19 protein-coding genes and 2 pseudogenes are annotated in these 22,170 nt (G+C 39.0%); 11 read left to right on the top strand and 10 right to left on the bottom strand.

The window, feature by feature from the left end; genetic code table 11:
- The first annotated feature begins 14 nt into the window (after positions 1 to 14).
- From GNP35_RS03775 to GNP35_RS03735, 10 genes are all read left to right on the top strand, one after another.
- Positions 15 to 638 (top strand): PilZ domain-containing protein, encoded by a 624-nt coding sequence (locus tag GNP35_RS03775; protein ID WP_155694678.1) that lies wholly within the window; start codon positions 15 to 17, stop codon positions 636 to 638.
- The gene (locus tag GNP35_RS03770) at positions 638 to 1,672 is read left to right on the top strand and encodes an agmatine deiminase family protein (RefSeq protein ID WP_155694676.1); all 1,035 of its coding nucleotides are present in this window, start codon (positions 638 to 640) and stop codon (positions 1,670 to 1,672) included. Before GNP35_RS03775 ends, GNP35_RS03770 begins: the two co-directional genes overlap by 1 nt.
- Before the next feature lie 44 nt (positions 1,673 to 1,716).
- Positions 1,717 to 2,607 carry a carbon-nitrogen hydrolase gene (locus tag GNP35_RS03765; protein ID WP_155694674.1) on the top strand — a complete coding sequence of 297 codons (891 nt, stop codon included), beginning with the start codon at positions 1,717 to 1,719 and terminating at the stop codon, positions 2,605 to 2,607.
- Positions 2,608 to 2,652: 45 nt separating this feature from the next.
- Complete coding sequence (mfd, locus tag GNP35_RS03760) at positions 2,653 to 6,159, top strand: transcription-repair coupling factor (RefSeq protein WP_414153668.1); 3,507 nt, start codon at positions 2,653 to 2,655, stop codon at positions 6,157 to 6,159.
- Positions 6,160 to 6,240: 81 nt separating this feature from the next.
- A complete protein-coding gene (locus GNP35_RS03755) occupies positions 6,241 to 7,248 on the top strand; it encodes a CsiV family protein (RefSeq protein ID WP_196492418.1) in 1,008 nt (335 codons plus the stop codon).
- Between the two features lie 58 nt (positions 7,249 to 7,306).
- Entirely contained in the window at positions 7,307 to 7,732 is a 426-nt protein-coding gene (locus GNP35_RS03750) for a CsiV family protein (RefSeq protein ID WP_155694670.1), read from the top strand.
- 12 nt (positions 7,733 to 7,744) lie between these two features.
- Positions 7,745 to 8,386 (top strand): purine-nucleoside phosphorylase, encoded by a 642-nt coding sequence (locus GNP35_RS03745; RefSeq protein ID WP_196492417.1) that lies wholly within the window; start codon positions 7,745 to 7,747, stop codon positions 8,384 to 8,386.
- Positions 8,358 to 8,558, top strand: a complete 201-nt coding sequence (locus GNP35_RS15260; RefSeq protein ID WP_196492416.1) for a phosphorylase family protein — start codon at positions 8,358 to 8,360, stop codon at positions 8,556 to 8,558. The genes GNP35_RS03745 and GNP35_RS15260 overlap by 29 nt, the downstream gene beginning before the upstream one ends.
- Positions 8,558 to 9,337 carry a deoxyribose-phosphate aldolase gene (gene deoC / locus GNP35_RS03740; protein WP_155694668.1) on the top strand — a complete coding sequence of 260 codons (780 nt, stop codon included), beginning with the start codon at positions 8,558 to 8,560 and terminating at the stop codon, positions 9,335 to 9,337. The genes GNP35_RS15260 and deoC overlap by 1 nt, the downstream gene beginning before the upstream one ends.
- Before the next feature lie 74 nt (positions 9,338 to 9,411).
- Entirely contained in the window at positions 9,412 to 9,834 is a 423-nt protein-coding gene (locus tag GNP35_RS03735; RefSeq protein ID WP_155694666.1) for a hypothetical protein, read from the top strand.
- Here GNP35_RS03735 and chrA read toward each other — a convergent pair.
- Entirely contained in the window at positions 9,829 to 11,016 is a 1,188-nt protein-coding gene (gene chrA, locus GNP35_RS03730) for a chromate efflux transporter (protein WP_155694664.1), read from the bottom strand. The genes GNP35_RS03735 and chrA overlap by 6 nt on opposite strands.
- Positions 11,017 to 11,261: 245 nt before the next feature.
- On the opposite strand from chrA, the gene GNP35_RS03725 reads away from it, so the two are divergent.
- Positions 11,262 to 12,794, top strand: coding sequence for a DUF3369 domain-containing protein (locus GNP35_RS03725; RefSeq protein WP_155694662.1), 1,533 nt, complete (start codon positions 11,262 to 11,264; stop codon positions 12,792 to 12,794).
- Here GNP35_RS03725 and GNP35_RS03720 read toward each other — a convergent pair.
- The 9 genes and pseudogenes from GNP35_RS03720 to GNP35_RS03680 form a co-directional block, all read right to left on the bottom strand.
- Positions 12,791 to 13,048, bottom strand: a complete 258-nt coding sequence (locus GNP35_RS03720) for a VF530 family protein (RefSeq protein ID WP_155694660.1) — start codon at positions 13,046 to 13,048, stop codon at positions 12,791 to 12,793. The two genes, GNP35_RS03725 and GNP35_RS03720, sit on opposite strands and share 4 nt — an antisense overlap.
- Positions 13,049 to 13,123: 75 nt before the next feature.
- On the bottom strand, positions 13,124 to 15,337 hold the full coding sequence (locus GNP35_RS03715) for a TonB-dependent receptor (protein WP_155694658.1): 2,214 nt from the start codon (positions 15,335 to 15,337) through the stop codon (positions 13,124 to 13,126).
- A gap of 334 nt (positions 15,338 to 15,671) precedes the next feature.
- Positions 15,672 to 17,018, bottom strand: a pseudogene (locus tag GNP35_RS03710) (amidase family protein); the annotation flags it as partial.
- A gap of 284 nt (positions 17,019 to 17,302) precedes the next feature.
- A complete protein-coding gene (locus GNP35_RS03705; RefSeq protein ID WP_155694654.1) occupies positions 17,303 to 17,905 on the bottom strand; it encodes an HD domain-containing protein in 603 nt (200 codons plus the stop codon).
- A pseudogene (locus GNP35_RS03700) lies at positions 17,902 to 18,479 on the bottom strand (thymidine kinase). Before GNP35_RS03700 ends, GNP35_RS03705 begins: the two are co-directional and overlap by 4 nt.
- Before the next feature lie 82 nt (positions 18,480 to 18,561).
- Positions 18,562 to 19,599: an esterase-like activity of phytase family protein gene (locus GNP35_RS03695; RefSeq protein ID WP_155694652.1), complete on the bottom strand. Its 1,038-nt coding sequence runs from the start codon at positions 19,597 to 19,599 to the stop codon at positions 18,562 to 18,564.
- A 185-nt stretch (positions 19,600 to 19,784) separates the two neighbouring features.
- Positions 19,785 to 20,255, bottom strand: a complete 471-nt coding sequence (locus GNP35_RS03690; protein WP_155694650.1) for a Dps family protein — start codon at positions 20,253 to 20,255, stop codon at positions 19,785 to 19,787.
- Between the two features lie 102 nt (positions 20,256 to 20,357).
- Entirely contained in the window at positions 20,358 to 21,581 is a 1,224-nt protein-coding gene (locus tag GNP35_RS03685) for a phosphopentomutase (protein ID WP_155694648.1), read from the bottom strand.
- Positions 21,578 to 22,117 carry a cell division protein ZapC domain-containing protein gene (locus GNP35_RS03680; RefSeq protein WP_196492415.1) on the bottom strand — a complete coding sequence of 180 codons (540 nt, stop codon included), beginning with the start codon at positions 22,115 to 22,117 and terminating at the stop codon, positions 21,578 to 21,580. The genes GNP35_RS03685 and GNP35_RS03680 overlap by 4 nt, the downstream gene beginning before the upstream one ends.
- Positions 22,118 to 22,170: the final 53 nt, after the last annotated feature.

The following is a 22,170-nucleotide window of genomic DNA, read 5'->3' as shown; positions in this document are numbered from 1 at the left end:
TAAGGTCAGCGTTAATGAATGAACAAGATTCCGCTCAGTTTTCTGAGTATTTTCAGTTAAATCACGCCATTGAAGTCAACATAAGTAAAGGCGATGTATTGTCTAATACTCCTACCGATGATGAGTTTGACACGTTAATCCCCTTGCCTTATAAGTTAGCGTCTGAGATGAAAGGCGTTGAACAAAATATGCTTCGACCGCTTAGGCAGCTAGGCGATGTTATTGAGCCGCTTGCTGATTACTTAAAAGCACAAAGCAGAAAAATTGATTTAATGATGCACTATATTCTGCAAGCTCAAGATGAAAATGATGATCGTCATCTTACGGTTTCATTTGGTGGTGGTGGTTTTATTTTCTCGTCACCGGATAGTTATAGCAAAGAAGATTATTTAGTTTGTAAATTGTTTTTTAATGATGAGGCTTCAGCAATATATTGTTTAGGCCGAGTAATTGAACAAAGTGATAATGACAAACAAGGCGATGAAGGCGATGAAGGCGATGAAAGAGAAACGCTATATACCGTGTTATTCCATAAAATTAGAGATGAAGATCGTGAAACTGTAGTTAGAGCTTCACTACATCAACAATCGAAACAACTATTGAAGAAAACCCAAAAAAGAGACAGTGAGAATAGTTAATGTCATATACTTTGCCACCAGAGTGGGAAACACAGTCTGCCGTTTTATTAACATGGCCGCACGACAAAACAGACTGGGCACCTATCTTAACGGACATCGAGAATGTATATATACAGTTGGCCTGTCACATAGCGGAACGTCAGCTATTGGTTGTTGCTTGTCACTCTAGCGACATACAGAGCCATGTAGCGTCATTGTTAGAAAGCTATAATGTGAACATAGGTAACGTACGTTTATTTATAGCGCCTTGTAACGACACTTGGGCTAGAGATCATGGACCAATCACTTTACTGTCTGAAAAGCGAGAGCCTAAACTGCTCGACTTCACGTTTAATGCCTGGGGTGCAAAGTATCACGCAAACCTTGATAACGAGATCAATGGTCATCTTTTTAAGCAACCTTTTTTTGATGCGGCATTAACACAAAAGAATGATTTAATATTAGAGGGTGGCAGTATTGAAAGCGATGGTGCGGGTACCCTAATGACCACATCCATTTGTTTGCTGAATGAAAACCGCAATGCACACCTTTCAAAACAAGAAATAGAAGAGCAGTTATTAACATCATTGGGCATGAAACAAGTGCTGTGGATTGATCATGGACACCTAGCAGGCGATGACACTGATGCGCACGTAGACACTTTAGCTCGTTTTGCACCTGAAGGCATTGTCTATGTTCAGTGTAATGATAAAACTGAATCTCACTATGCCGAGCTAAGCAACATGGAAAAGCAATTAGAAAGCTTTGAGAATACTAGCGGTGAACGCTACCGTCTATTTCCATTGCCTATGCCTAACCCTATATCAAATGAAGATGGTGAATTGTTACCAGCCACCTACGCAAACTACCTCATTATTAATGGAGCGGTACTGGTACCTACCTACAATGATGACAAAGATGCGGCCGCGTTAAACGTAATCCAAAAGGCCCATCCAAATCATGACATTATCGGAGTTGACTGTAATGCGGTTATCCAGCAGTTCGGTAGTTTACATTGTTTAACCATGCAGATACCTGCAGGCGTGATTGTTTAACCTATAATGACGTATGCAAATTTAACAAAATTTAGAGCTTAACTATGAACAATAAAGACCTAAACGTCGCCTTAGTACAACATAGCAATACAGGTGATGTTCAACACAATCTAAATAAAACCATTCAAGGCATTAAAGAAGCCGCCTCTGAAGGTGCGAAGCTAATTGTTTTACAAGAGTTACATTGCTCTTTGTACTTCTGCCAAACGGAAGATACAGACTGTTTTGATTTAGCTGAAACTATACCGGGGCCTTCAACTAATACCTTTGGCGAATTAGCGAAAGAGTTAAAGGTTGTCATTGTATTATCGTTATTTGAAAAGCGAGCTGTTGGGATTTACCACAATACAGCAGTAGTCATGGACAGTGATGGCTCTATTGCAGGTAAATATCGTAAAATGCACATACCTGATGACCCTGGTTTTTATGAAAAGTTTTACTTTACACCGGGCGATATAGGTTTTGAGCCTATTCAAACCTCGGTAGGTAAACTTGGTGTTTTAGTCTGTTGGGATCAATGGTTTCCTGAAGCTGCCAGATTAATGGCGATGGCGGGAGCAGACGTGCTTATATACCCAACTGCAATTGGCTGGGACAAAAGAGATGACGCAGAAGAACAAAAGCGTCAACTTGATGCGTGGGTAATATCACAAAGAGCCCACGCTGTGGCGAACGGTTTACCCGTTATCTCTTGTAATAGAGTGGGGTTAGAATTAGACCCTAGTGGCCAGAGTGAAGGTATTTCGTTTTGGGGCAATAGTTTTATCGCAGGGCCACAAGGAGAAATATTAGCTCATGCAGGCGACTGTGATGATCAAATTCTCACGGCAAACGTATCGTTAAGTCGAAGTGAGTCTGTTAGACGAATTTGGCCGTTTATGCGTGACCGTCGGATAGACCATTATAGTGACTTATTAAAGATTTATCGCGATTAAAAGAGCTAATTACCGCGACTTGAAATTGAATTTAAAGGGATTGTTGTGCTTCCACAATTATTAAAACTGCCTTTGCCGAAGGTTAAATCGGCGTCAGACAAAAAAGCAGATAAGATAACTTGGTCAAGATTAGCGGGAAGCAGCAAAGCCCTAGCTATTGCAGAGGCTGCCTTCCATTCGGATCATGTAACCGTTGTGGTAACGGAAAACACGCCTGCGGCTCATAGACTTGAAACCGAATTAACCACCCTTTTGCCTGCAGACAGCCACCCTGTATTTACATTCCCTGATTGGGAAATTCTGCCATACGATACATTCTCGCCGCACCAAGACATTATTTCACAACGACTTTTAACCCTGTATCAATTACCAAGTATGCAGCGCGGTGTCGTTATCGTTCCTGTTAGTACGCTAATGCATTTTATTGCCCCTAAAAGCTATATTATGGGCAATAGCTTTGTATTTTCAGCGGGCGATGTAAAAGATATACAAGCATTAGCCTTGCAACTGCAAGAAAATGGCTACCGGAATGTAGAGCAAGTCATTGAACACGGTGAATATTCGGTACGTGGTTCCATACTCGATATTTACCCTATGGGTAGCGACCAACCTTTTAGAATTGATTTTTTTGATGACGAAATAGACTCTATTCGTGTCTTTGATACTGAATCGCAGCGCAGTAAAAACAAGGTCGATAAAATCAACTTATTGCCGGCTCACGAATTTCCTTTAGATAAAGAAGGGATAGAGGCATTTAGACAAAATTATCGTGAGCAATTTACTGTTAGAAATGAAAAAGGCAGCCTATACAAACAAGTATCTGAAGGCAGTTTCCCTGCAGGGATTGAGTATTACCTACCGCTATTTTTCGAAAAAACAGACTCGCTTTTTGATTACTTCCCGCAAAACTGTCACTTAGTTTTGGTCGGTGATATACAGGCACAAGCTGAGTTATATCTGCGCGAAACGCAAAAGCGTCACGATAATCTAAATGTTGATCCTTTAAGACCTTTATTAGAACCGGCTAAATTATTTTTGGCGCTTAATGAGCTATTTGGTGAGATGAACCAATGGCCACAAATTAGCATTCAAAATAGCGTGACAAAAGGCGCTGGTAAATTTAACGCCAATACGCAAATTATTGACGATATTTCAATAGACTCGCAGCTAAAACAACCATTTACTAAAGTACTTGCCCATATTGTTTCTCAAAAAGAACAACGCGGTAAAGTTTTGTTTAGTGTGGAGTCAGCAGGTCGACGAGAAACATTACTAGAGCTTTTAAGACAAGCTCATATAAAACCAAACCAATTTAAAACGGTAAAAGACTTTGTCGATTCAGATAGTGACATTGGTATCGTTATAACAAGTCTAGAAAACAGCTTTAGTTTAATCACTAGCCACAATAATGAATCACTCCCAATTTCGTTTGTCACTGAAACAGAATTACTGGGCGGTCGCGTTACTCAGCGAAAACGAAATAAACGTGAAAAGTCTATTTCTACTGATGCGCTAGTAAGAAACCTTGCAGAGCTAAAAGTAGATCAAGCAATTGTGCATATTGAACATGGTGTAGGTCGTTATAAAGGGTTAGAAACAATTGACGCTGGTGGACTTACTAGCGAGTTTGTAACGATTGAATACGCAAACGAAGCAAAACTTTATGTTCCAGTTGGGAACTTACATTTACTTTCGCGTTATACCGGCGGCGAAACTGAATCTGCACCGCTAAATAAATTAGGCTCTGATGCGTGGGAAAAAGCTCGCAAAAAAGCCGCTGAAAAGATTAAAGACGTGGCTGCTGAATTGCTTGATATTTATGCGCAACGTGAAGCAAAGCCTGGATATAAATACGAATTAGAACGAGATGGTTGGCGACAGTTTTCTGCGTCATTTCCCTTTGAAGAAACTGAAGATCAGCAACTAGCTATTAACGCCGTTGTTAATGACATGAAGTCTCCACAAGCTATGGACAGACTGGTATGCGGCGATGTTGGTTTTGGTAAAACCGAAGTCGCTATGCGCGCGGCTTACATCGCAGTAAACGATGGCAAGCAGGTTGCGGTTTTAGTGCCAACGACTCTTTTAGCGCAACAACACTACGAAAACTTTGTTGATAGATTTGCGGATTGGCCCGTTAAAGTAGAAGTCCTATCAAGATTTAAAACCGGAAAACAACAAACCGCCGTTCTAGAGCAACTAGAAAATGGTCAAGTTGACATTGTGGTAGGTACACACAAGCTAATCCAAGAAAACATTAAATTTAAAGACTTAGGCTTACTCATAATCGATGAGGAGCACAGGTTTGGTGTTAAACAAAAAGAAGCCATCAAAAAGCTAAGGGCTAATGTCGATATTCTAACGCTTACGGCTACGCCAATTCCAAGAACATTAAACATGGCGATGAGTGGCATGCGCGACCTTTCAATTATCGCCACGCCTCCAGCAAAACGCTTAGCTATCAAAACCTTTGTTCGCCAAATTAATGATGATCTGATCAAAGAAGCCATCATGAGGGAAACAAACCGTGGTGGCCAAGTGTATTTTTTACATAACAACGTAGAAACTATTGAGCAAAGAGCAAAGGCAATTGAGGCGCTGATGCCTGAGTGTCGAGTTGTGGTTGCACATGGCCAAATGCGTGAAAAAGAGCTTGAGCGCGTCATGGGTGATTTTTATCACCAAAGATACAATGTATTAGTATGTACCACTATTATTGAAACCGGCATAGATGTGCCTACTGCCAATACTATTATCATGGAGCGTGCTGACAAACTTGGTTTGGCGCAACTACACCAACTTAGAGGCCGTGTAGGTCGTTCTCACCACCAAGCCTATGCTTATTTGTTAACACCACCACCCAAAGCCATCAGCAAGGACGCGGTTAAGCGCTTAGAAGCCATTGAGTCGCTAGAAGATCTTGGGGCTGGTTTTGCGTTAGCTACTCATGATTTAGAAATACGTGGCGCAGGTGAACTGCTTGGTGATGATCAAACAGGTCAAATACAAACCATTGGCTTTACGCTTTACATGGAAATGCTAGACCAAGCAGTGGAAGCCTTAAAACAAGGTAAAGAGTTAAGCTTAGATTTAATCACATCTAAACAAACTGAAGTAGAACTTCGAATTCCGTCTTTATTACCTGACAGCTATATTCACGACGTTAACATGAGGTTGAGCCTTTATAAACGAATAGCAACGGCTGCCGATACGGATGACTTGGACGATATAAAGATTGAGCTTATTGATAGGTTTGGGCTATTGCCTGATGCTACTAAGAATTTATTTAAAATTAGTGAGTTTAGACAGCGCGCTCAGGCTCTTGGTATTACAAAAATAGAAGCTGGACCTAAAGGCGGTAAATTTGAGTTTTCTCAAGAAACAAAAGTAGACCCGTTATTCTTGATTAGCTTAATTCAATCAAAACCACAGCATTATAAACTTGATGGTGGGCAAACCTTAAAATTCATCATTGATAATAAAGATACCGAAGATAGGTTGAAGTTTGTTAACGCTATGCTAAATGATTTTGAGCATAAGCAAAAAACCTAGAAGATTAAATTGCCCTAACGTACACTGGGAAACTAGATTACATGTTTCCCAGATTTTCTCTGTTAAAAGGAATAGAAGTTGTTGAGTCGTCAAATCATTGCAAATTCAAACTGGCTTAAAAAGCTGAGTCCGTTGTTTCTTGTACTTACCGCGACATCTGGTTTTGCGGCCACAGATTCAAGTTCACGTAGCCTTGCTATACCCGATGAGTTGACGAGTCTATTAACAGAGCCTAAAAACCCATTTGAGCTCAGCCCTACAGCGCCTAGAAAAGAAAATGAGGAGCTGGTGGAGGGAATTAAGTCAGCTGATGGTCGTTGGTTTGATGTTGAAATTATCATTTTTGAACGCACTCTTAAAAAAACGACACGAGAAAATTTTGATCAACATATAAAAAATGTAAAACCTCGTCGATATTGGGATATACAAGCTAGTCAGTTTTCTCCCGACATAGCGCCACTGTTATCCAACTTACCTAGGTGTCATGAGCATTTAGATCCATTTTATATTAATGAACAGCGTGACAAACAAGGATTACCGCTGCTGTCAGATTCAGAGTTTTTTGAATACTACGTAAATTACCAAACAATAATTTCACAAAGCTGGAAGATTTCGGAAAACTTGTGCTTGTTACCAAGTGAGTCTCTAAACGATTATTGGCAAGTTTCTGAAGACATCAATTTCCTGAACCACAAAACAAACTCTAATGAAACTATAAACCTTTTTACAAAAGTTAAATGGGACAAAGCACCGAGGGAGATGTCTGGCTATGACTATGACGACTACAGAGGTGTTTATTTATTGGATAAACAAAACCTAGCACTGACAGAGCAAGCTGAGAAATTAGATACCCATTGGGGAACAAAAACCTTATTACATATCGGTTGGCGTCAACCAGGTTTATCGGCTTCGAGCGCTGTTTCTGTTTATTTAAAAGCGGGTACCAACTATACTGATGATTTTACCTATGACGGTCATCAAATTAAAAGAAGCTCGACTCCGCCTTTAGCAAATAATTTGCAATCGATGGACCTTCAGCAATCTAGCAATCAAGTTATGCTAAGTTTCGGTTCAAAGCAATGTAGATAAGTTTTTAAACAAACTTGAGTCTGGGGCCGCCGTTGATCCAATAACCAATCAATTAGTGATGCCCAAAAAACAGAACTTCCCAAAGGAAACGTGGCAACTTGATGGCTCCTTTAAAGTTCACTTAGATCATTACCTTTACTTAGACGCCAATTTAAACTTTCGTCAAAAAATGACAAAGATGGTGGATATAGACGAGGTTTTGGCTAAAGAATCATCATTAGATGCGTCATTACTTCAAAATGACTTGACCAATGATGTACAAAACGTATTAATATCAGCTGCAAACAAAGACAAAGCAGTCTCCGAGTTTAACGAATTTAATGAGCAGGGTCCGTCTCTTACGAACGATAGCTCATTATTGGAAATACAATACCTACAAAATTTCCCATTCAAACAACTAAGACGTACCTACTCAGGTGATCTACACTATTTAGACCACCCTAAGTATGGCGTGCTTTTCCAGATCAGAAAATATAGACATTAACGGGATAATTACGTGAAAGATTTTGAAATCAGTGCTCAATTTATAGAACAACAATTAAATGGTTTTAAACCTGAAGTGGCTATCGTATTAGGTAGCGGCTTAGCTGACCTTGCCGACCAGATAACAGACCCTATCAGTATTCCTTATGCTGATATTCCAGAGTTCCCACAAAGTACAGTTGTAGGCCATACAGGCCGATTAGTAGCCGGTACATTAGGTGGTAAAAACGTAATCTGTATGCAAGGTCGTTTTCACTATTACGAAGGCCACTCATTTGAAAAAATTGCAATTCCACTACGAAGCTTTAAAGCTTTAGGCTGTGAATCTGTTATTTTAACTAATGCCGCAGGCTCTCTTAAAGAAGACATGGGTCCTGGCAGTATTATGTTGATCACAGACCATATTAACTTCTCTGGCTTTAATCCATTGATTGGTCCTAATGATGATGAAATTGGTCCACGCTTCTTAGACTTGACTCAGACTTACGATCGTCAAATTGGCGAGCGTGTTGAAAAAGCAGCATTAAAGTCTGGCTTAACACTTTATCGTGGTACTTATATTTGGGTATCAGGCCCTACTTTTGAAACGCCAGCAGAAATTCGTGCTCAGCGCACTTTAGGTGCTGATGCGGTTGGTATGTCAACGGTTTCCTGAAGCAATCGTAGCTAGACATTGTGGTTTAAAAGTTTGTGCTATATCCACCATTACAAACTTGGCAGCTGGTCTATCGGCTACTAACCTAAGTCACGACGAAACGTTAGAGCAAGGCCAATTGGCTGCTAAACGACTGACTACACTATTAAAAGATCTATTGGCAGACGCATAATGAAAAATCATCAAGCCTATGCCCATCAAGCGTTAGGCTTGATGGACTTAACATCATTAAACGACAACGACACAGACCAAACCATTATCGACCTTTGCCAAAATGCAATTACAGATCATGGCCATGTAGCGGCGGTTTGTGTATTTCCAAAGTTTGTAGCAATAGCTAAAAAAACACTACTTGAATTAGGTTTAAATTCAGTAAAAGTAGCTACTGTCACCAACTTTCCGAATGGCACTGATAATATTGACCAGGTTATTGCGTTAACTGAGCAGGCCATAGCCGACGGTGCCGATGAAATTGATGTTGTATTGCCTTATAGGCAGTTTGTTAACGGTGAACTGCAGCACTGTGAAGAAATATTAGTACAAAGCAAACAAGCCTGTGCAGATCACAACGTACTAAAGGTAATTATTGAGTCTGGCGAACTAGGCGATTTAAATACAATAAAAGCAGCCAGTGAGTTTGCCATAGATTGCGGTGCAGATTTTATAAAAACATCTACTGGAAAAGTGACAGTCAATGCAACATTAGAAGCCGCGGATGTCATGTTAAATGTGATAAAAGAAAATGGTAGCAAAGTTGGCTTTAAAGCAGCTGGCGGTATTCGAACTACTCAAGACGCTCAGAATTATTTAATTCAAGCTGAACAAATAATGGGCGTAGAGTGGATAACGGCCTCTAACTACCGCTTTGGTGCAAGTGGCCTTTTAAATAGCCTAAAAGATACACTGTCAGGCAATGAAAGTAATAACTCAGACAGCTCGTCAGGTTATTAAATTTTAATTAAACGAAAGTTTAAATTACGTACAATAAATAGTGCAGATGAACCTTAACCAATATGGGATCTAAAATGGAAGAAAGTTTACCTATCGTAGTTAAAACATCTGCCCTGTTTGATGCGAACGATGATAAATCATCATTTTTAATAGAAAAGCTTCAGGCGTGGATAAATTTTGTTGCGCTTTCAGCTCAATGGTTTGCAGATGAATCTAAAGTGATAAACATTCATCTTACACTCATGCCAGAAAAACCATATATGGCGCTACCTCAACAGAGTTCTGATGGTTGGATAAAAATCACAGAAGCAGGATTAACCGGCTTAAAAAAGTGTGAAACAGGAAACACCTATTTTGAAGCAATTATTGCTATTAATAATCAAGACCTAAAAGAAATGATGGAAGATGGCACCACTGTAGAACCCCAACTTCAAAGCCTGCTGCTCAGTGCATGTAATTATCTTACTGCTCACCTTTCATTGCAGAAGCTTTTATAAACTTTTCACAATCCCAATGGCTACATAGGTAATTACGATTGCAATAATTGGTAACTTGGCATACCTAACAGCCCAAAAGCCAACCAACGCAGTTACAACATCCCAATGATTATGTATAGCACTAATTAAAACTGGCTTATAAAACGCTGACATTAGAAGCCCAACTACTGCGGCGTTAATTGCTACCATTGCACCTGCAACTCTTGGAAACTTAGCCAGGCCTTTCCAGCTATCCTTGAATGCAACAATCAGTAAAAACCCTGGTAAGAATACAGCCAGTGTCGCTAAAAATGCACCTATAAATACCGAATTTACAAGTAACTCGCCACCTAGGTAAGTCGCGAATGTAAACATCGGACCAGGTATAGCCTGTGCAGCAGCATAACCTAACAAAAATGTATCATTATCAATGCTCGTCGTTACTTCCTGTAACATAGGCAGAACCACGTGCCCTCCGCCAAATACTAAGCTACCAACATAATAGAAATCTGAAAATAAAGAAATCTCTTTACTAACGTTAGCTAACAAAGGCAACCCGAATAACAAAATCACAAATATAGAAAACGAAAAGACCTTCATGTTTTTAAGTTCAGTCCGAATATTCGAATGAGTAATTGCCGGCGCACTGTCTAAAAAACCTTGCTGAATTTTAGCTTGGTTAATGGCACCAAATATCAAAGCCGCAAGTAACAACAATACTTGAAGAAACAAACCAGATACTAAGATGGAGGTTACTGCACTAATAAAAGCAATAGAGATTGTTATGTTGTTTTTGCAGAAGTTTGTAAACATACTTAATACCGCATCAGCAACAACTACTACCGCTAGTATTTTTAGCATGGAAATAACGTTAACAAAAATAGGCTGACTTAATTGTTCTTCACTACCTAAGTTTGCTAGAAAATACATTATGAGGAAAGATGGTAAAGTAAAGCCAATAAAAGCAGCGATACCTCCGAAAGCCCCTGCTCTTTCATGACCAATGGCAAAACCTACTTGGCTAGATCCTGGACCTGGTAAAAATTGACTTAAACCAATAAGCCCAGCATAGGTTTGAGGCTCAACCCATTTCAATTTTTCGACAAACGTTTTTTGAAAATAGGCAATATGTGCCACAGGTCCACCAAAACTTATTAAGCCCAGATAAAAAAACTGTACAAATATTTCAGAATACTTTTTCAATGCAAAATCCTTGCACACTCAATTTTAATACTTTTGTGACCAACACCTCTTCTTCACCATTAAAAATATGAATAACGAAGAGCGAGAAAACAATTAGACATAAACAATTACAATACATGCAAATAGCTAATCGCTTGTATATTAACACCATAAAAAATCTTTTGAATAAATGCTTGCTAATTTACTTGCAGGTTCTGCAGTTTAGCGACTAAGTTTAATCTAACTCAGTAATAAAGGTAGTAAACATGATAGATAATGATGATGCCCCGCTTTTTTCTATTGAAGAATTTATCGAGAAAAAACTTGATGTGAAAGGCTGGCAAATACTCATAGTTGATGATGAACCAAGTATACATACCGTAACAAAACTTGCTTTAAATAGTTTTACCTTTGCTGACAAACCGCTTAATTTTTTTAATGCATACTCAGGCGCCGAGGCAAAAGAGCTCTTACTAAAGGAATCTAACATCGCCGTTATTCTACTCGATGTAGTTATGGAAACAGATTCCGCAGGTTTAGATTTAGTAGATTTCATCAGAAATGAAATGGTTAACCACGATGTTAGAATTATTTTACGGACTGGACAACCTGGCCAAGCACCAGAATATGAAGTAATCCAAAAATACGACATAAACGATTACAAAGAAAAAACAGAACTCACTAATCAGAAACTTAATACAGTTATCTATTCTGCATTACGTTCTTACCGTGACATAACCGCTATTAACCGAACGAGAATAGGTTTAGAAAGAATTATTGAAGCGACCTCATCCTTATTGCAGGAAAATTCATTAAGAAAATTTGCCGAAGGTGCTTTGCAACAACTAGCGGCAATGATGCATATAGATGCAGAAGTCGTTTTAGCACAAAGCACTACAGCTTTTGCTGCAAAGTCGAATGAACAAGTTAAGCTACTTGCTTGCATAGATCATGGTACTTCCAATACTAAAAATGAACTTCTAAGAATAAAAATCGCTAACTTATTAGAATCAAAAACGATACCTAGAGATAGGATGGTTTTAGAGCAAAATCAGACCTTTTATATTAGTACCGTAGGAAAACATGAATTAGTTCTATTTCTTGAAATTTCTAAAGACATTGTAGAGTTCGATTCGAATATACTAGAAGTTTTTTGTCGCAATATATCAGTCGCCATTGAGAACATTAGATTAAACGATGAGCTCAAGCAGACACAGGAGGAAATTGTTTACTCCATTTGCGAAGTAGCCGAAACAAGATCAAAGGAAACTGGTAATCACGTTCGAAGAGTGGCCCTTTATTCTAAACTAATTGCGCAAAAGGTAGGACTTAGTTCAGAAGAAGCCGAGCAGATATTTTTAGCTGCGCCCCTGCATGACGTTGGAAAAATTGGTATTCCTGATAAAATATTGAACAAACCTGGCAAGCTAGACGCAGATGAATGGGAGATTATGAAAACCCACTCTGATATTGGTGAGGCTGTTTTGTTGTCATCTAATTTGCCTATAATGAAAGCTGCGTCAACCATAGCGGCCCAACATCATGAAAACTGGGATGGAACTGGTTACCCTAGAGGACTTAAAGGTAACGATATACACGTTTATGGCCGAATTGTTGCTTTAGCTGACGTTTATGATGCACTTATGACAAGCCGATGTTACAAACCAGCTTGGGATATAGACAAGGTGAATCAACTCATTCTCGAAGAATCTGGCAAAAAGTTTGACCCCAACTTGGTTTCACTATTTATAGACAATAAAGATACGTTTTTAAAAATACATCAAAAATATACAGACTAAACTTTACCCCATGGCGAAGTCGACTGTAAGTCTTCAGTTTGCAAAAACGTAGAAATATAAAGGTTTTCAACTTCATCTCTAGCCCACTGGGTCTTTCTTAAAAACTTTAAAGAAGACTTAATGGAGGGATCTGATTTAAAACAATTAATATTAATGTTATCGGCGAGTACCGGCCAACCAAAATGATCCACCAAATCTGTGACGATGGTTTCTAGCTTAATTCCGTGTAATGGGTTATTCGGTTGATTGTTCATATTATTATTCCATAAATTAAAAAGCCCAACGCAAATAATACATTGGGCTTTATGTCTAAACTAAAAAGCTACTGATTAATAAGAAGCTGTGTAACGTACACCAAATTCGCTAGCGTCGTTGCTCTTTATAACTAACAAGTAGTCGCCAGTGTTTAGTCTCGCGTCATCATAACGTTTGTCAAATACGTTACGTCCGTACAATGAAACTTTCCAGTCTGCGCCTGCAGGTGCATATGAAACATCAAAATTTACAAGTGAACGAGAATCAACCGTTGTCATTCGACCTTCGTCTGAACTTGGTTCACCGTACATTTCATCGCGGAAAGAGTAATCAATTCGCGTTGTAATGGTTGAACCGTCTTCTAAGTCAAATGCATAGCTAGGACTTACAGAAGCCGTAAACTTAGGTGTTAAAGGAGCAACAGGTTTAACTTCATCTTTCTCATCAACATCTACGTCTATATAACCAGCACTTGTGTGTAAAGAAAGTGCATCTGTTACGTACCATGTGCTTTCCCACTCAATACCACGAGAAGTTTGAGATACAACTAAATTAGCAGTATCAAAACCAGCTTCAGAAGTCGTATTTACTTGGTATGGTAAGTCGTCATAGTTAGTGTTGAACAACGCTATACTCATGTTGAAGTCGCTATTCACTTCGCCTTTAAGGCCAATTTCATAGTTAACCGCAGTAATGTTATCAGAGGCTACAAAACAAGTTGGGTCACCAAACAAGCAATAAGGTCTTGCTGGGAACTGACCACCTTGGTAACCACTTTGAATGCTTGAGTAGATGTTTAAACCATTGTCCATTGTGTAGTTCGCTGATAAATCATAACTAACTTCACTCCAATCATCTTCCGCAAAAGTAGGTCCTGTGCCAACATTAGCTGTTGCTTCTTTCTCATCTTGTGTATAGCGAAGACCACCAGAAATACGAAGATCATCAGTTGCGTCGTAACCTAGGTTTACGAATACTGCTTTACTTGTGGTTTTTTGGTCTAATTCTAGAGTGTTACCACCACCATTAAAGCTTGAGTCTTCACCTTGGCGGTTGCTACCTTCTTCAGTAAACCAATACACACCAGAAACAAAGTCTACTTCACCAACGTAACCATTTAACTGAAGCTCAACTGAAGTTTGGTCTGCGTCGCCATGCTCTGGGTAATGGTCAAGCGCATAAATTGTAGCATCATCATCTAAGCCGGCTTTGTACTCTGACGTACGATTGCTGATAATGAACTTCGAGCCTAACGTATCTGAAATATTATAATCAGCTGTGAACGAAACGCCGCTTGCGCTGTTCGTTACTTCTGTTACTTCAATAGTACCAGTCGCATTGTCAAATGGGTCAGCGGCTACGTCAGAGTTTCTAAGTGGGCCTGATGGTAACGGAGAGCCAAAACGCTCGCCTGTGTAATAAGCGCCATTTGGAACTTCGTTGATTTTTGTTGTATATGGACGCAAGCCACCTTCGCCGTCATTGGCGTCTGCAGTTACGACGATTTTCAAGTCATCATTCACGTCGTATTTAAGTGAAAAACGACCGTGCATTTCGCGGCTTTCACCAACGTCGTATTTTGCTTCAGGAAGGTTAATGAACTCACCTAAACCATCACGGCGATTAAAACCAGCGCTGAAGTTAACGGCAACTTTGTCACTCAACTCACGGTTTACAAAAACATCACCTTTAAGGCGACCACGAGTACCCACTTCCGCAGATACTTTAGTTACCGGCTTAGAACCAGGCTGTTTTGTGATGATATTGATTGCGCCGCCAATTGAGTTACGGCCATAAAGTGTACCTTGAGGACCACGCAATACTTCAATTCGGTCAATGTTTTGTAAGTTCCAGTTTTGGCCAACTTGGCGACCTAAATAAACACCGTCTACATATACGCTAACACCTGGATCAGTTGTGATTAAGTGGTCTTGTAGACCTATACCACGAATAAATGGATTTGCTGAAGATGTATGACCTGCAGAGAAACCTGTGATGTTTAGGTTAGGAACAAATTTACCTACATCAGAAATACCTGTGATGCCTTGAGTGTCTAACGCATCACCGCTAAATGCACTCATTGCGATTGGAACTTCATATATCACTTGTGAACGCTTTGTTGCAGTTACAGTGATAGCTTCCATTTTGGACTTTTTAGCTTTTTCCTCAACTTCTTCCGCTGTTGCATTTGCAACGTATAGACCTGGAGTTACTAGCGCCAACGCCAACGCTGTAGTAATAGGATTAAATTTACGCTTACGCAAAACTGAACCATTAACTGTGTTCATTGTATGTCCTCTAAAAGAAGTTTAAAAAGCAATAACAGAACAAAAACACAGTATTGAAAGTCCAACTAATTTGCGCGCAACAAAACGCACGGCTCAATGTGAGGTGAGTCGCACAATATACGTTCAAATTTTAAGATAGCAGACTAGCAAAACGGAATATTTGCTACTGTTTGGTTGGGCGAGCATACTACCACCACTTCCCAATATAGGGAAGTGGTTTTGTAACAAAAGTGAAAGAAAATAGTCTTAAAAGCGTCTAAATTAGCTAATAAGTGCATTAAAGCTAACCATCAAAAGAAAAAGCTTCTAACAAACAAAATAAGCAAACGATTGTTTACATTATACTTTCTAGTTTCCCCGCTATATCTATTGCTTTATTATCCTCACCTCCGCTCGTCATAATCGACAAACCGATAGGTAAACCGTGTAATTTCCCAGCCGGAATTGTAATGTGAGGGTAGCCAGAAATAGCTGAAAATGTAGATACGCCGCCATTACTATGATCGCCATTAATTAAATCTATTTTCCAAGCTGGGCCCCTAGTTATTGCAATTAATGCATCAAGTTTATGTTCTTTTAAAAGTGCATCAATGCCTTCTCTGCCGGTAACTCGAAGCAACTTTTTCCTTAAATTTTTATATTTTTGAGTAACCATCCCTTCAGTTGCCTGTGACTTAACAAATATTTCCTGGCGAAAATACTTCATCTCAAGATCGGCATTGTCGTTATTAAACTTAATGACATCCTCTAGCGTCAACATATTGAGGTTATTAGGTGTATCGCTGGGTAGGTTTGCGAAGTAATGATTCAGGGATGTCTTAAACTCTCGTAATAGCTGAGTATATCCATCGCTCCAAAACCCGTTATAAGTTTCAAAGCTTAAACCGGTTACAAGAGTAACGCCGGCTTTTTTCATACCTTGTTGTAACGCTTCAGATAGCTCTTTAACTTGTTCATGTTCTTCAGCCCCGCTAACTAATACACCTAGGCGTAATGTTTCTATTTTTGGTTGACGCTTTGATTCAACTACTTCATCGATAGTTTTTGATTTAGTAATTAGGTCTTTTTCGTCAGCACCTTGCATTGCCATTAAAACTAAACGAGCGTCTTCCACACTTTTAGCCATTGGTCCTGCTGTGTCTTGGGCAGGGGAAATAGGCACTATACCAAATCTACTTACAAGCCCTACTGTAGGTTTTATACCCACAACACCGTTTACCGCAGCTGGACAGGTAATGGAACCATTTGTCTCAGTACCGATAGCAGCTATCGCAAAATTAGCAGCAATAGCAGCACCAGAACCAGAACTTGAACCACAAGTTGTTCGTGTTACATCATGTGGGTTTTTAGTTTGACCGCCTATTGCACTCCACCCACTTGAGGAGCGTTCTGAACGAAAGTTAGCCCACTCACTTAAATTTGTTTTCCCAAGTATTATTGCCCCTGATGCTCTTAAGTATTCGGTAAGTGTTGCATCTCTATTCGTTTGGTTGTCTTTTAGTACTAACGAACCTGCAGTGGTAGGCATTTCCATCGCTTCTATATTGTCTTTGAGCAGAATAGGCATACCGTATAAAATAGGTAGTTTTTTAGTATAACGACTTAAGTTGTTATCGAGTTTTTCTGCGATGGATAATGCATCGGGGTTTATAGCGATAATACTATTATACTTGTGGTCTTCTTTTTTATTTTGTCTATATAAAACTGGGTAAGTTGTTTGCTAGTGAAAACCCCCTGTTTCATGAGTTCTTGAAGTTCAACGATCGTTTTTGTAGCAGTTAGCTTTTCAAGTGCTTGATCATTGTTAGAGTGCACCGGGTGACTAAAAGAAAGGAGCGATAGCGTCGACAGTGTCGCGATTAATAGTGACTTTTTTGTAAAATTTGAAAGCAGGCTCATAAATATCCCTTGTTTTTTTCTTAACATAGCAAGGGATAAAAGAGAGTGCAATTTTCCTACAGTTGATTATTCGTTTAATAACCAACCATTTTCTGTCGCTTTATTTATTTGTTTTTCTACATAATCCCAAAGACCATCAGAAACCTCTTTTAATCCTATGTTTCTGGCTAAAACTTGAGAGCGTTTTACGTTGTTTGCAGCCCAACTTCCGCCATTATTTTGCATGTTTTGTACTAATGGCAATATTCTATCAATAGCCTTTGCAAATTTGGCGTCACTCGTAAAAGACTCTTCAAATTCAGTAAACAGTTCTAAGTAAAAATCCCTTTGCGTGTCTGGTAAAATACCAAAAATTCTTTTTGCAGCTTTTTCTTCTAGTTCAAACTGAGCATCAAGTTGCTCTTGAGGTGCGAATGCAAATGTATCACCCGCGTCTATTTCGACAATATCGTGAATCAATAACATCTGCGTGACACGCATAATGTCTACTGGGGAATTGACGTGACTTTGCAGTACTTGTGCAGCCATGCATATATGCCAGCTATGTTCTGCACTATTTTCGTATCGATTATTATCAGCTTTTATTAATGCTTTGCGCTTTACCGCTTTTAGTAAGTCCATTTCATGAATGAATAAAAACTGTCGTTCTAGATCTAGTGGCGTATTCATTGTTTTAAGGCTTCTTTGTAGTGTTTACGACATACTGAAACGTAGCGCTCGTTGCCTCCAATCTGCACTTGGTCACCATCAGCAATTGCGGTGCCGTGCTCATCGGTTCTTAAAACCATGTTAGCTTTACGTCCACAATGACATACCGTCTTTAATTCGACTAGCTTGTCTGCCCATGCTAATAAATACTGCGCGCCTTCAAACAACTCGCCCCTAAAATCCGTTCTTAAACCGTAACATAAAACCGGAATATTAAAGACGTCGACCACCTCAGTGAGCTGATGTACTTGTTCTTTCGTTAAAAACTGGCATTCATCAACCATCACGCAGTCTAATTTTTGTGACTCTTTTAATCTACTAATCACTTCAAACAAATTGCTGCTCGCTTTATAAACATGAGCTGGAGCTTCAAGTCCGATTCTAGACGTTACTTTGCCTATCTCATATCGATCATCTATTGCCGCCGTAAAAATAACAGGCTCCATGCCTCTTTCTTTATAATTAAACGATGATTGTAGTAGTGTTGTGGACTTCCTGCGTTCATTGCAGAATAGTAAAAATACAGCTGGGCCATTTTTAACTCATATCATTTTAAAAATTTGACGTGATGCTACTGAATAAACATACAAATTAAAAGTTAAAAAGTATGGATTTAATTATTGGTGGCTAAATAGTTTATTGACTTCAAAGCCAATAAATAGCGTTTTTTGCCTTTCTCTGCCTTTTTCTTCGACATCTTTAGTATGCCAATCTCCGTTGTCATCAGAAACTAAGTAAATCCATTCCTTTCCATTTGCAGTACAAGACGCCATACCTTCAAAATTATCATAAGCTAGTTCAGTTCGGTCAAATAGAGTAACACTCGAAAGTTCATTGGATGTTTTTAACGATTTCTGATCTAAAAGCGATAGCCTCAAACGAGAACCTTTTGCTCCTAACCAATCTTTTTCAAGTACTATTATCTCTCCACTTTGTAACGTGGTGATGTCCTTTGGGCTCGAAATTGCTCTATAGTTTGTACTTATAGCATCGCCCTGCTTATCAATAATTTGAACGGGAACAACGTTATCACTCAGCTTGAACTTTTCCCACATAGACAAAATACTACCATCTCCAGTAATGGTAATTGACTCTAAACCAGCATTTCCTTGCCCTAATTGTGGTTGTTTATAAGCTATCGTCGGTTTAGCCATCAAAGCATTTCTAATTTGAGTAACTGAAGGCTGTGTCTGATATTTTTCATTAACGCTATACTTTAGAAGATTACCTGTGTCGTCCAAAGACAACAGCAAACCATTATTATGCCAAACAACAGATTCAGCCGCTCCTCCTAATACGCTTCCATCAAGTGCCTTTAGTTGCCCTGAATAGGTAACGTTAATTGATTTAATGCGGCCTGTTTTATCCAAAATATTTTTAGTTTCAAACCATTTTGACTTTGAAACAGGCTGTTCTTTAAGATCATTCTCTGATACTTGGCTATAGTCAGAAATAAACCACGTCGTTTTGCAGTCTGTAGACAACCACATAGCACTAAAGCCACCGCTCTCTCTACGACTTCTATGATTTAAAACGAGTGCCTGCTCAATACCCGGAAGTGTAATAGTTTCAGAGTCAAAGGGCTTAACTTCTGTTTCTGTATAGGTTGTTAATGTAGTAAATATTGATATAGATAAAAGGCTGAACAGGATCACATTAATACTCAAGGTTTTTTGTTTTAAATTACGATAGCCAAAGTATATTAAAAATTAACTATATTAAAATTTAAATTAATTAAATTTAATTTTAAGCAACACAAACAACTTTATTAACGTGACTGTAAGAGAGTTTAGTAATAAAAAAAAGCGGCTCTCGCCGCTTTAACATACTGTATTAAAGACTATTTTCGTGTTGCTCTCAACATCCATGAGTTTTTCTCATGAACCCTCATTCTGTCTCCAACTAACGCCGCTGTTGACTCATCATCTGCGTCTTGGGCAGTTTTAAGCACTTTTCTGGCTGTTTGAACTACTTGTTCATGACCCTTCGTTAGTAAATCTACCATTACCCCCGCTTCAGGTACGCCATCAACTTCTTCTATTGAACTCAAACGTGCAAATTCTTTATACGTACCGGGCGCTACAAAATCTAACGTTCTAATACGCTCTGCAATGTCATCTACAGCAAGAGCGAGATCTTGATAGTGTTCTTCAAACATTAAATGCAACTCTCTAAATTGAGGTCCAGTTACGTTCCAATGAAAGTTATGTGTTTGAAGGTACAGTGTGTATGAATCAGCCAATAGCTTCTTTAAACCTTCTGCAATATTACTTCTGTCTTCGGCATTAATTCCTATATTAATGTCAGTCATTGTATCTCCTTTGCATAGTGTTTCGAAATAACAGTATTGTTATACTCATATTAAATACATGGGGATCAGTTTATTAACTTCAACCACGCATCTAACTTTAGTTCAATTTGACTCTTCGCTAACTAATTTATTCAAAAAGCTTTTTCCATAGGACATTTTTTCTAACGCGAATAATTCCGATATGGTTTGTCCCATGTCTGCGAACGTCGATCTTAATCCTAAAGGAGCATCACCTAACCCTTTTATATAAGCCAATATAGGAACGTACTCTCTCGTATGGTCTGTACCTGGCCAGCTAGGGTCGCAACCATGATCAGCCGTAATTAATAGAATGTCGTCCTGTTTTAAGGCACCCAAAATGTCCGGGATACGAGTATCAAAATATTCTAGTGCGCCTGCATAACCGGTAATGTCACGTCGGTGACCAAAATCTTGATCAAAGTTCACTAAGTTGGTAAAAATTATCCCTTCATTGTCCATGCCATTCATTTCAGAAATCGTTGTATCTATGAGCGCTTCTAAACCGTTTGCTTTTAGTGACTTTGAAATACCTTGATGCGCATAAATATCTGAAATTTTACCTATGCTTATCACTTCTTTGCCACTATCGAAAACTTTATCAAGTACCGTTTTTGATGGCGGCAATACCGAGTAATCTCTTCTATTGCCAGTTCTTTTAAACTCGCTTAGTGATTCGCCTAAAAATGGCCTAGCTATAACACGACCAATGTTATATTTGTCTAATAGTTCACGTGCAACTTCACAAAACTCATAAAGCTTATCTAAACCAAAATGCTTTTCATGGGCTGCAACCTGAAAAACACTATCTGCACTGGTATAACAAATTGGCTTTCCACTTTGTATGTGCTCTTCCCCATGCCAGGTCAACACATCGGTGCCCGGCGCATGACAGTTTCCTAGTATTCCTGGAACACCCGTTTTAACGACCAGCTCTTCAATAAACTCTGAAGGAAAACTATTTGTCTTATCCTTAAAATATCCCCAATCAAAAAGTACTGGTACACCTGCCATTTCCCAATGACCACTAGGTGTATCTTTACCCGTTGAGATTTCTTGCATATGTCCATATGCACCATTGATTGAATATGAAGGGAATTGGTCAAACTTTACATTCTTAGCAGTTTCACACGCCTTTATGAGACCAAGCTTAGCTAAATTTGGCATATTCATTACGTGGTTGTGCTTTTCCAGCATGTGCTGATAAATATGGAACAGTGTGTTCGAACCTTGATCGCCAAATGCATCAGCGTCCGCTGAACTGCCAATACCTAAACTATCTGCTACTAAAATTATAACTCGACTCATAGTTGGTCTGCCTTTAATTCAATTAAGGTGGGGGTTAACCGATCATTATGGACTTTAAGAGTTTGTCCTTGAAAAATCACTCTCGAATCTGAGATTTGATGACGGTTACTCGCTAATATTACATCTGACGTTTCGTGGTCAGTATCTAACACTAGATATATGGCTTCATCTGTTGCTTTCAAGACAACCCAGTCGCCTTGCTTGACTTTTCCGATGCCAACGCTAGAAGCAGGATGAAAAAGCCAACTTTTTGCTGCTAAGGGTTTTAAATATTGGCTTGCGATGGTTGCGTTTATAGCTAAAGTAAAAGCTTGCTCTTCATCAAAGGGAGTATATGAAAATTTATCTCTAAATAGACTATACAAAAATGCATCGGATGTTGAAAAAGGTTGTTCATGTAAGTCATAGCTCAACAGTTCAGAAATCTTAAAAACCGTTGAAAAATTAACTCCAGCAGCGAGTTCCAAACACACTTTTTGAGTATCAAAATTAGTAACCCACCGCCAGTGAACGCCTTTTTTATCCTTTTTATCCAAACCTACACCCTTGGTCAACCAAAAAAAACTGATAACCAGAGTATTGAGTGTAC

This window comes from Psychrosphaera haliotis (assembly GCF_009728465.1).
Classification (GTDB): domain Bacteria; phylum Pseudomonadota; class Gammaproteobacteria; order Enterobacterales; family Alteromonadaceae; genus Psychrosphaera; species Psychrosphaera haliotis.
Note: the sequence above shows the minus strand (reverse complement) of the source record. Positions and strands in the feature narration are given on the sequence as shown.

Coding starts and splice junctions, on each gene's coding strand:
- GNP35_RS03775 (WP_155694678.1), top strand. CDS start 15: ATGAATGAACAAGATTCCGCTCAGTTTTCTGAGTATTTTCAGTTAAAT.
- GNP35_RS03770 (WP_155694676.1), top strand. CDS start 638: ATGTCATATACTTTGCCACCAGAGTGGGAAACACAGTCTGCCGTTTTA.
- GNP35_RS03765 (WP_155694674.1), top strand. CDS start 1,717: ATGAACAATAAAGACCTAAACGTCGCCTTAGTACAACATAGCAATACA.
- GNP35_RS03750 (WP_155694670.1), top strand. CDS start 7,307: ATGCCCAAAAAACAGAACTTCCCAAAGGAAACGTGGCAACTTGATGGC.
- GNP35_RS15260 (WP_196492416.1), top strand. CDS start 8,358: ATGCGGTTGGTATGTCAACGGTTTCCTGAAGCAATCGTAGCTAGACAT.
- deoC (WP_155694668.1), top strand. CDS start 8,558: ATGAAAAATCATCAAGCCTATGCCCATCAAGCGTTAGGCTTGATGGAC.
- GNP35_RS03735 (WP_155694666.1), top strand. CDS start 9,412: ATGGAAGAAAGTTTACCTATCGTAGTTAAAACATCTGCCCTGTTTGAT.
- GNP35_RS03725 (WP_155694662.1), top strand. CDS start 11,262: ATGATAGATAATGATGATGCCCCGCTTTTTTCTATTGAAGAATTTATC.
- GNP35_RS03720 (WP_155694660.1), bottom strand. CDS start 13,048: ATGAACAATCAACCGAATAACCCATTACACGGAATTAAGCTAGAAACC.
- GNP35_RS03715 (WP_155694658.1), bottom strand. CDS start 15,337: ATGAACACAGTTAATGGTTCAGTTTTGCGTAAGCGTAAATTTAATCCT.
- GNP35_RS03705 (WP_155694654.1), bottom strand. CDS start 17,905: ATGAATACGCCACTAGATCTAGAACGACAGTTTTTATTCATTCATGAA.
- GNP35_RS03690 (WP_155694650.1), bottom strand. CDS start 20,255: ATGACTGACATTAATATAGGAATTAATGCCGAAGACAGAAGTAATATT.
- GNP35_RS03685 (WP_155694648.1), bottom strand. CDS start 21,581: ATGAGTCGAGTTATAATTTTAGTAGCAGATAGTTTAGGTATTGGCAGT.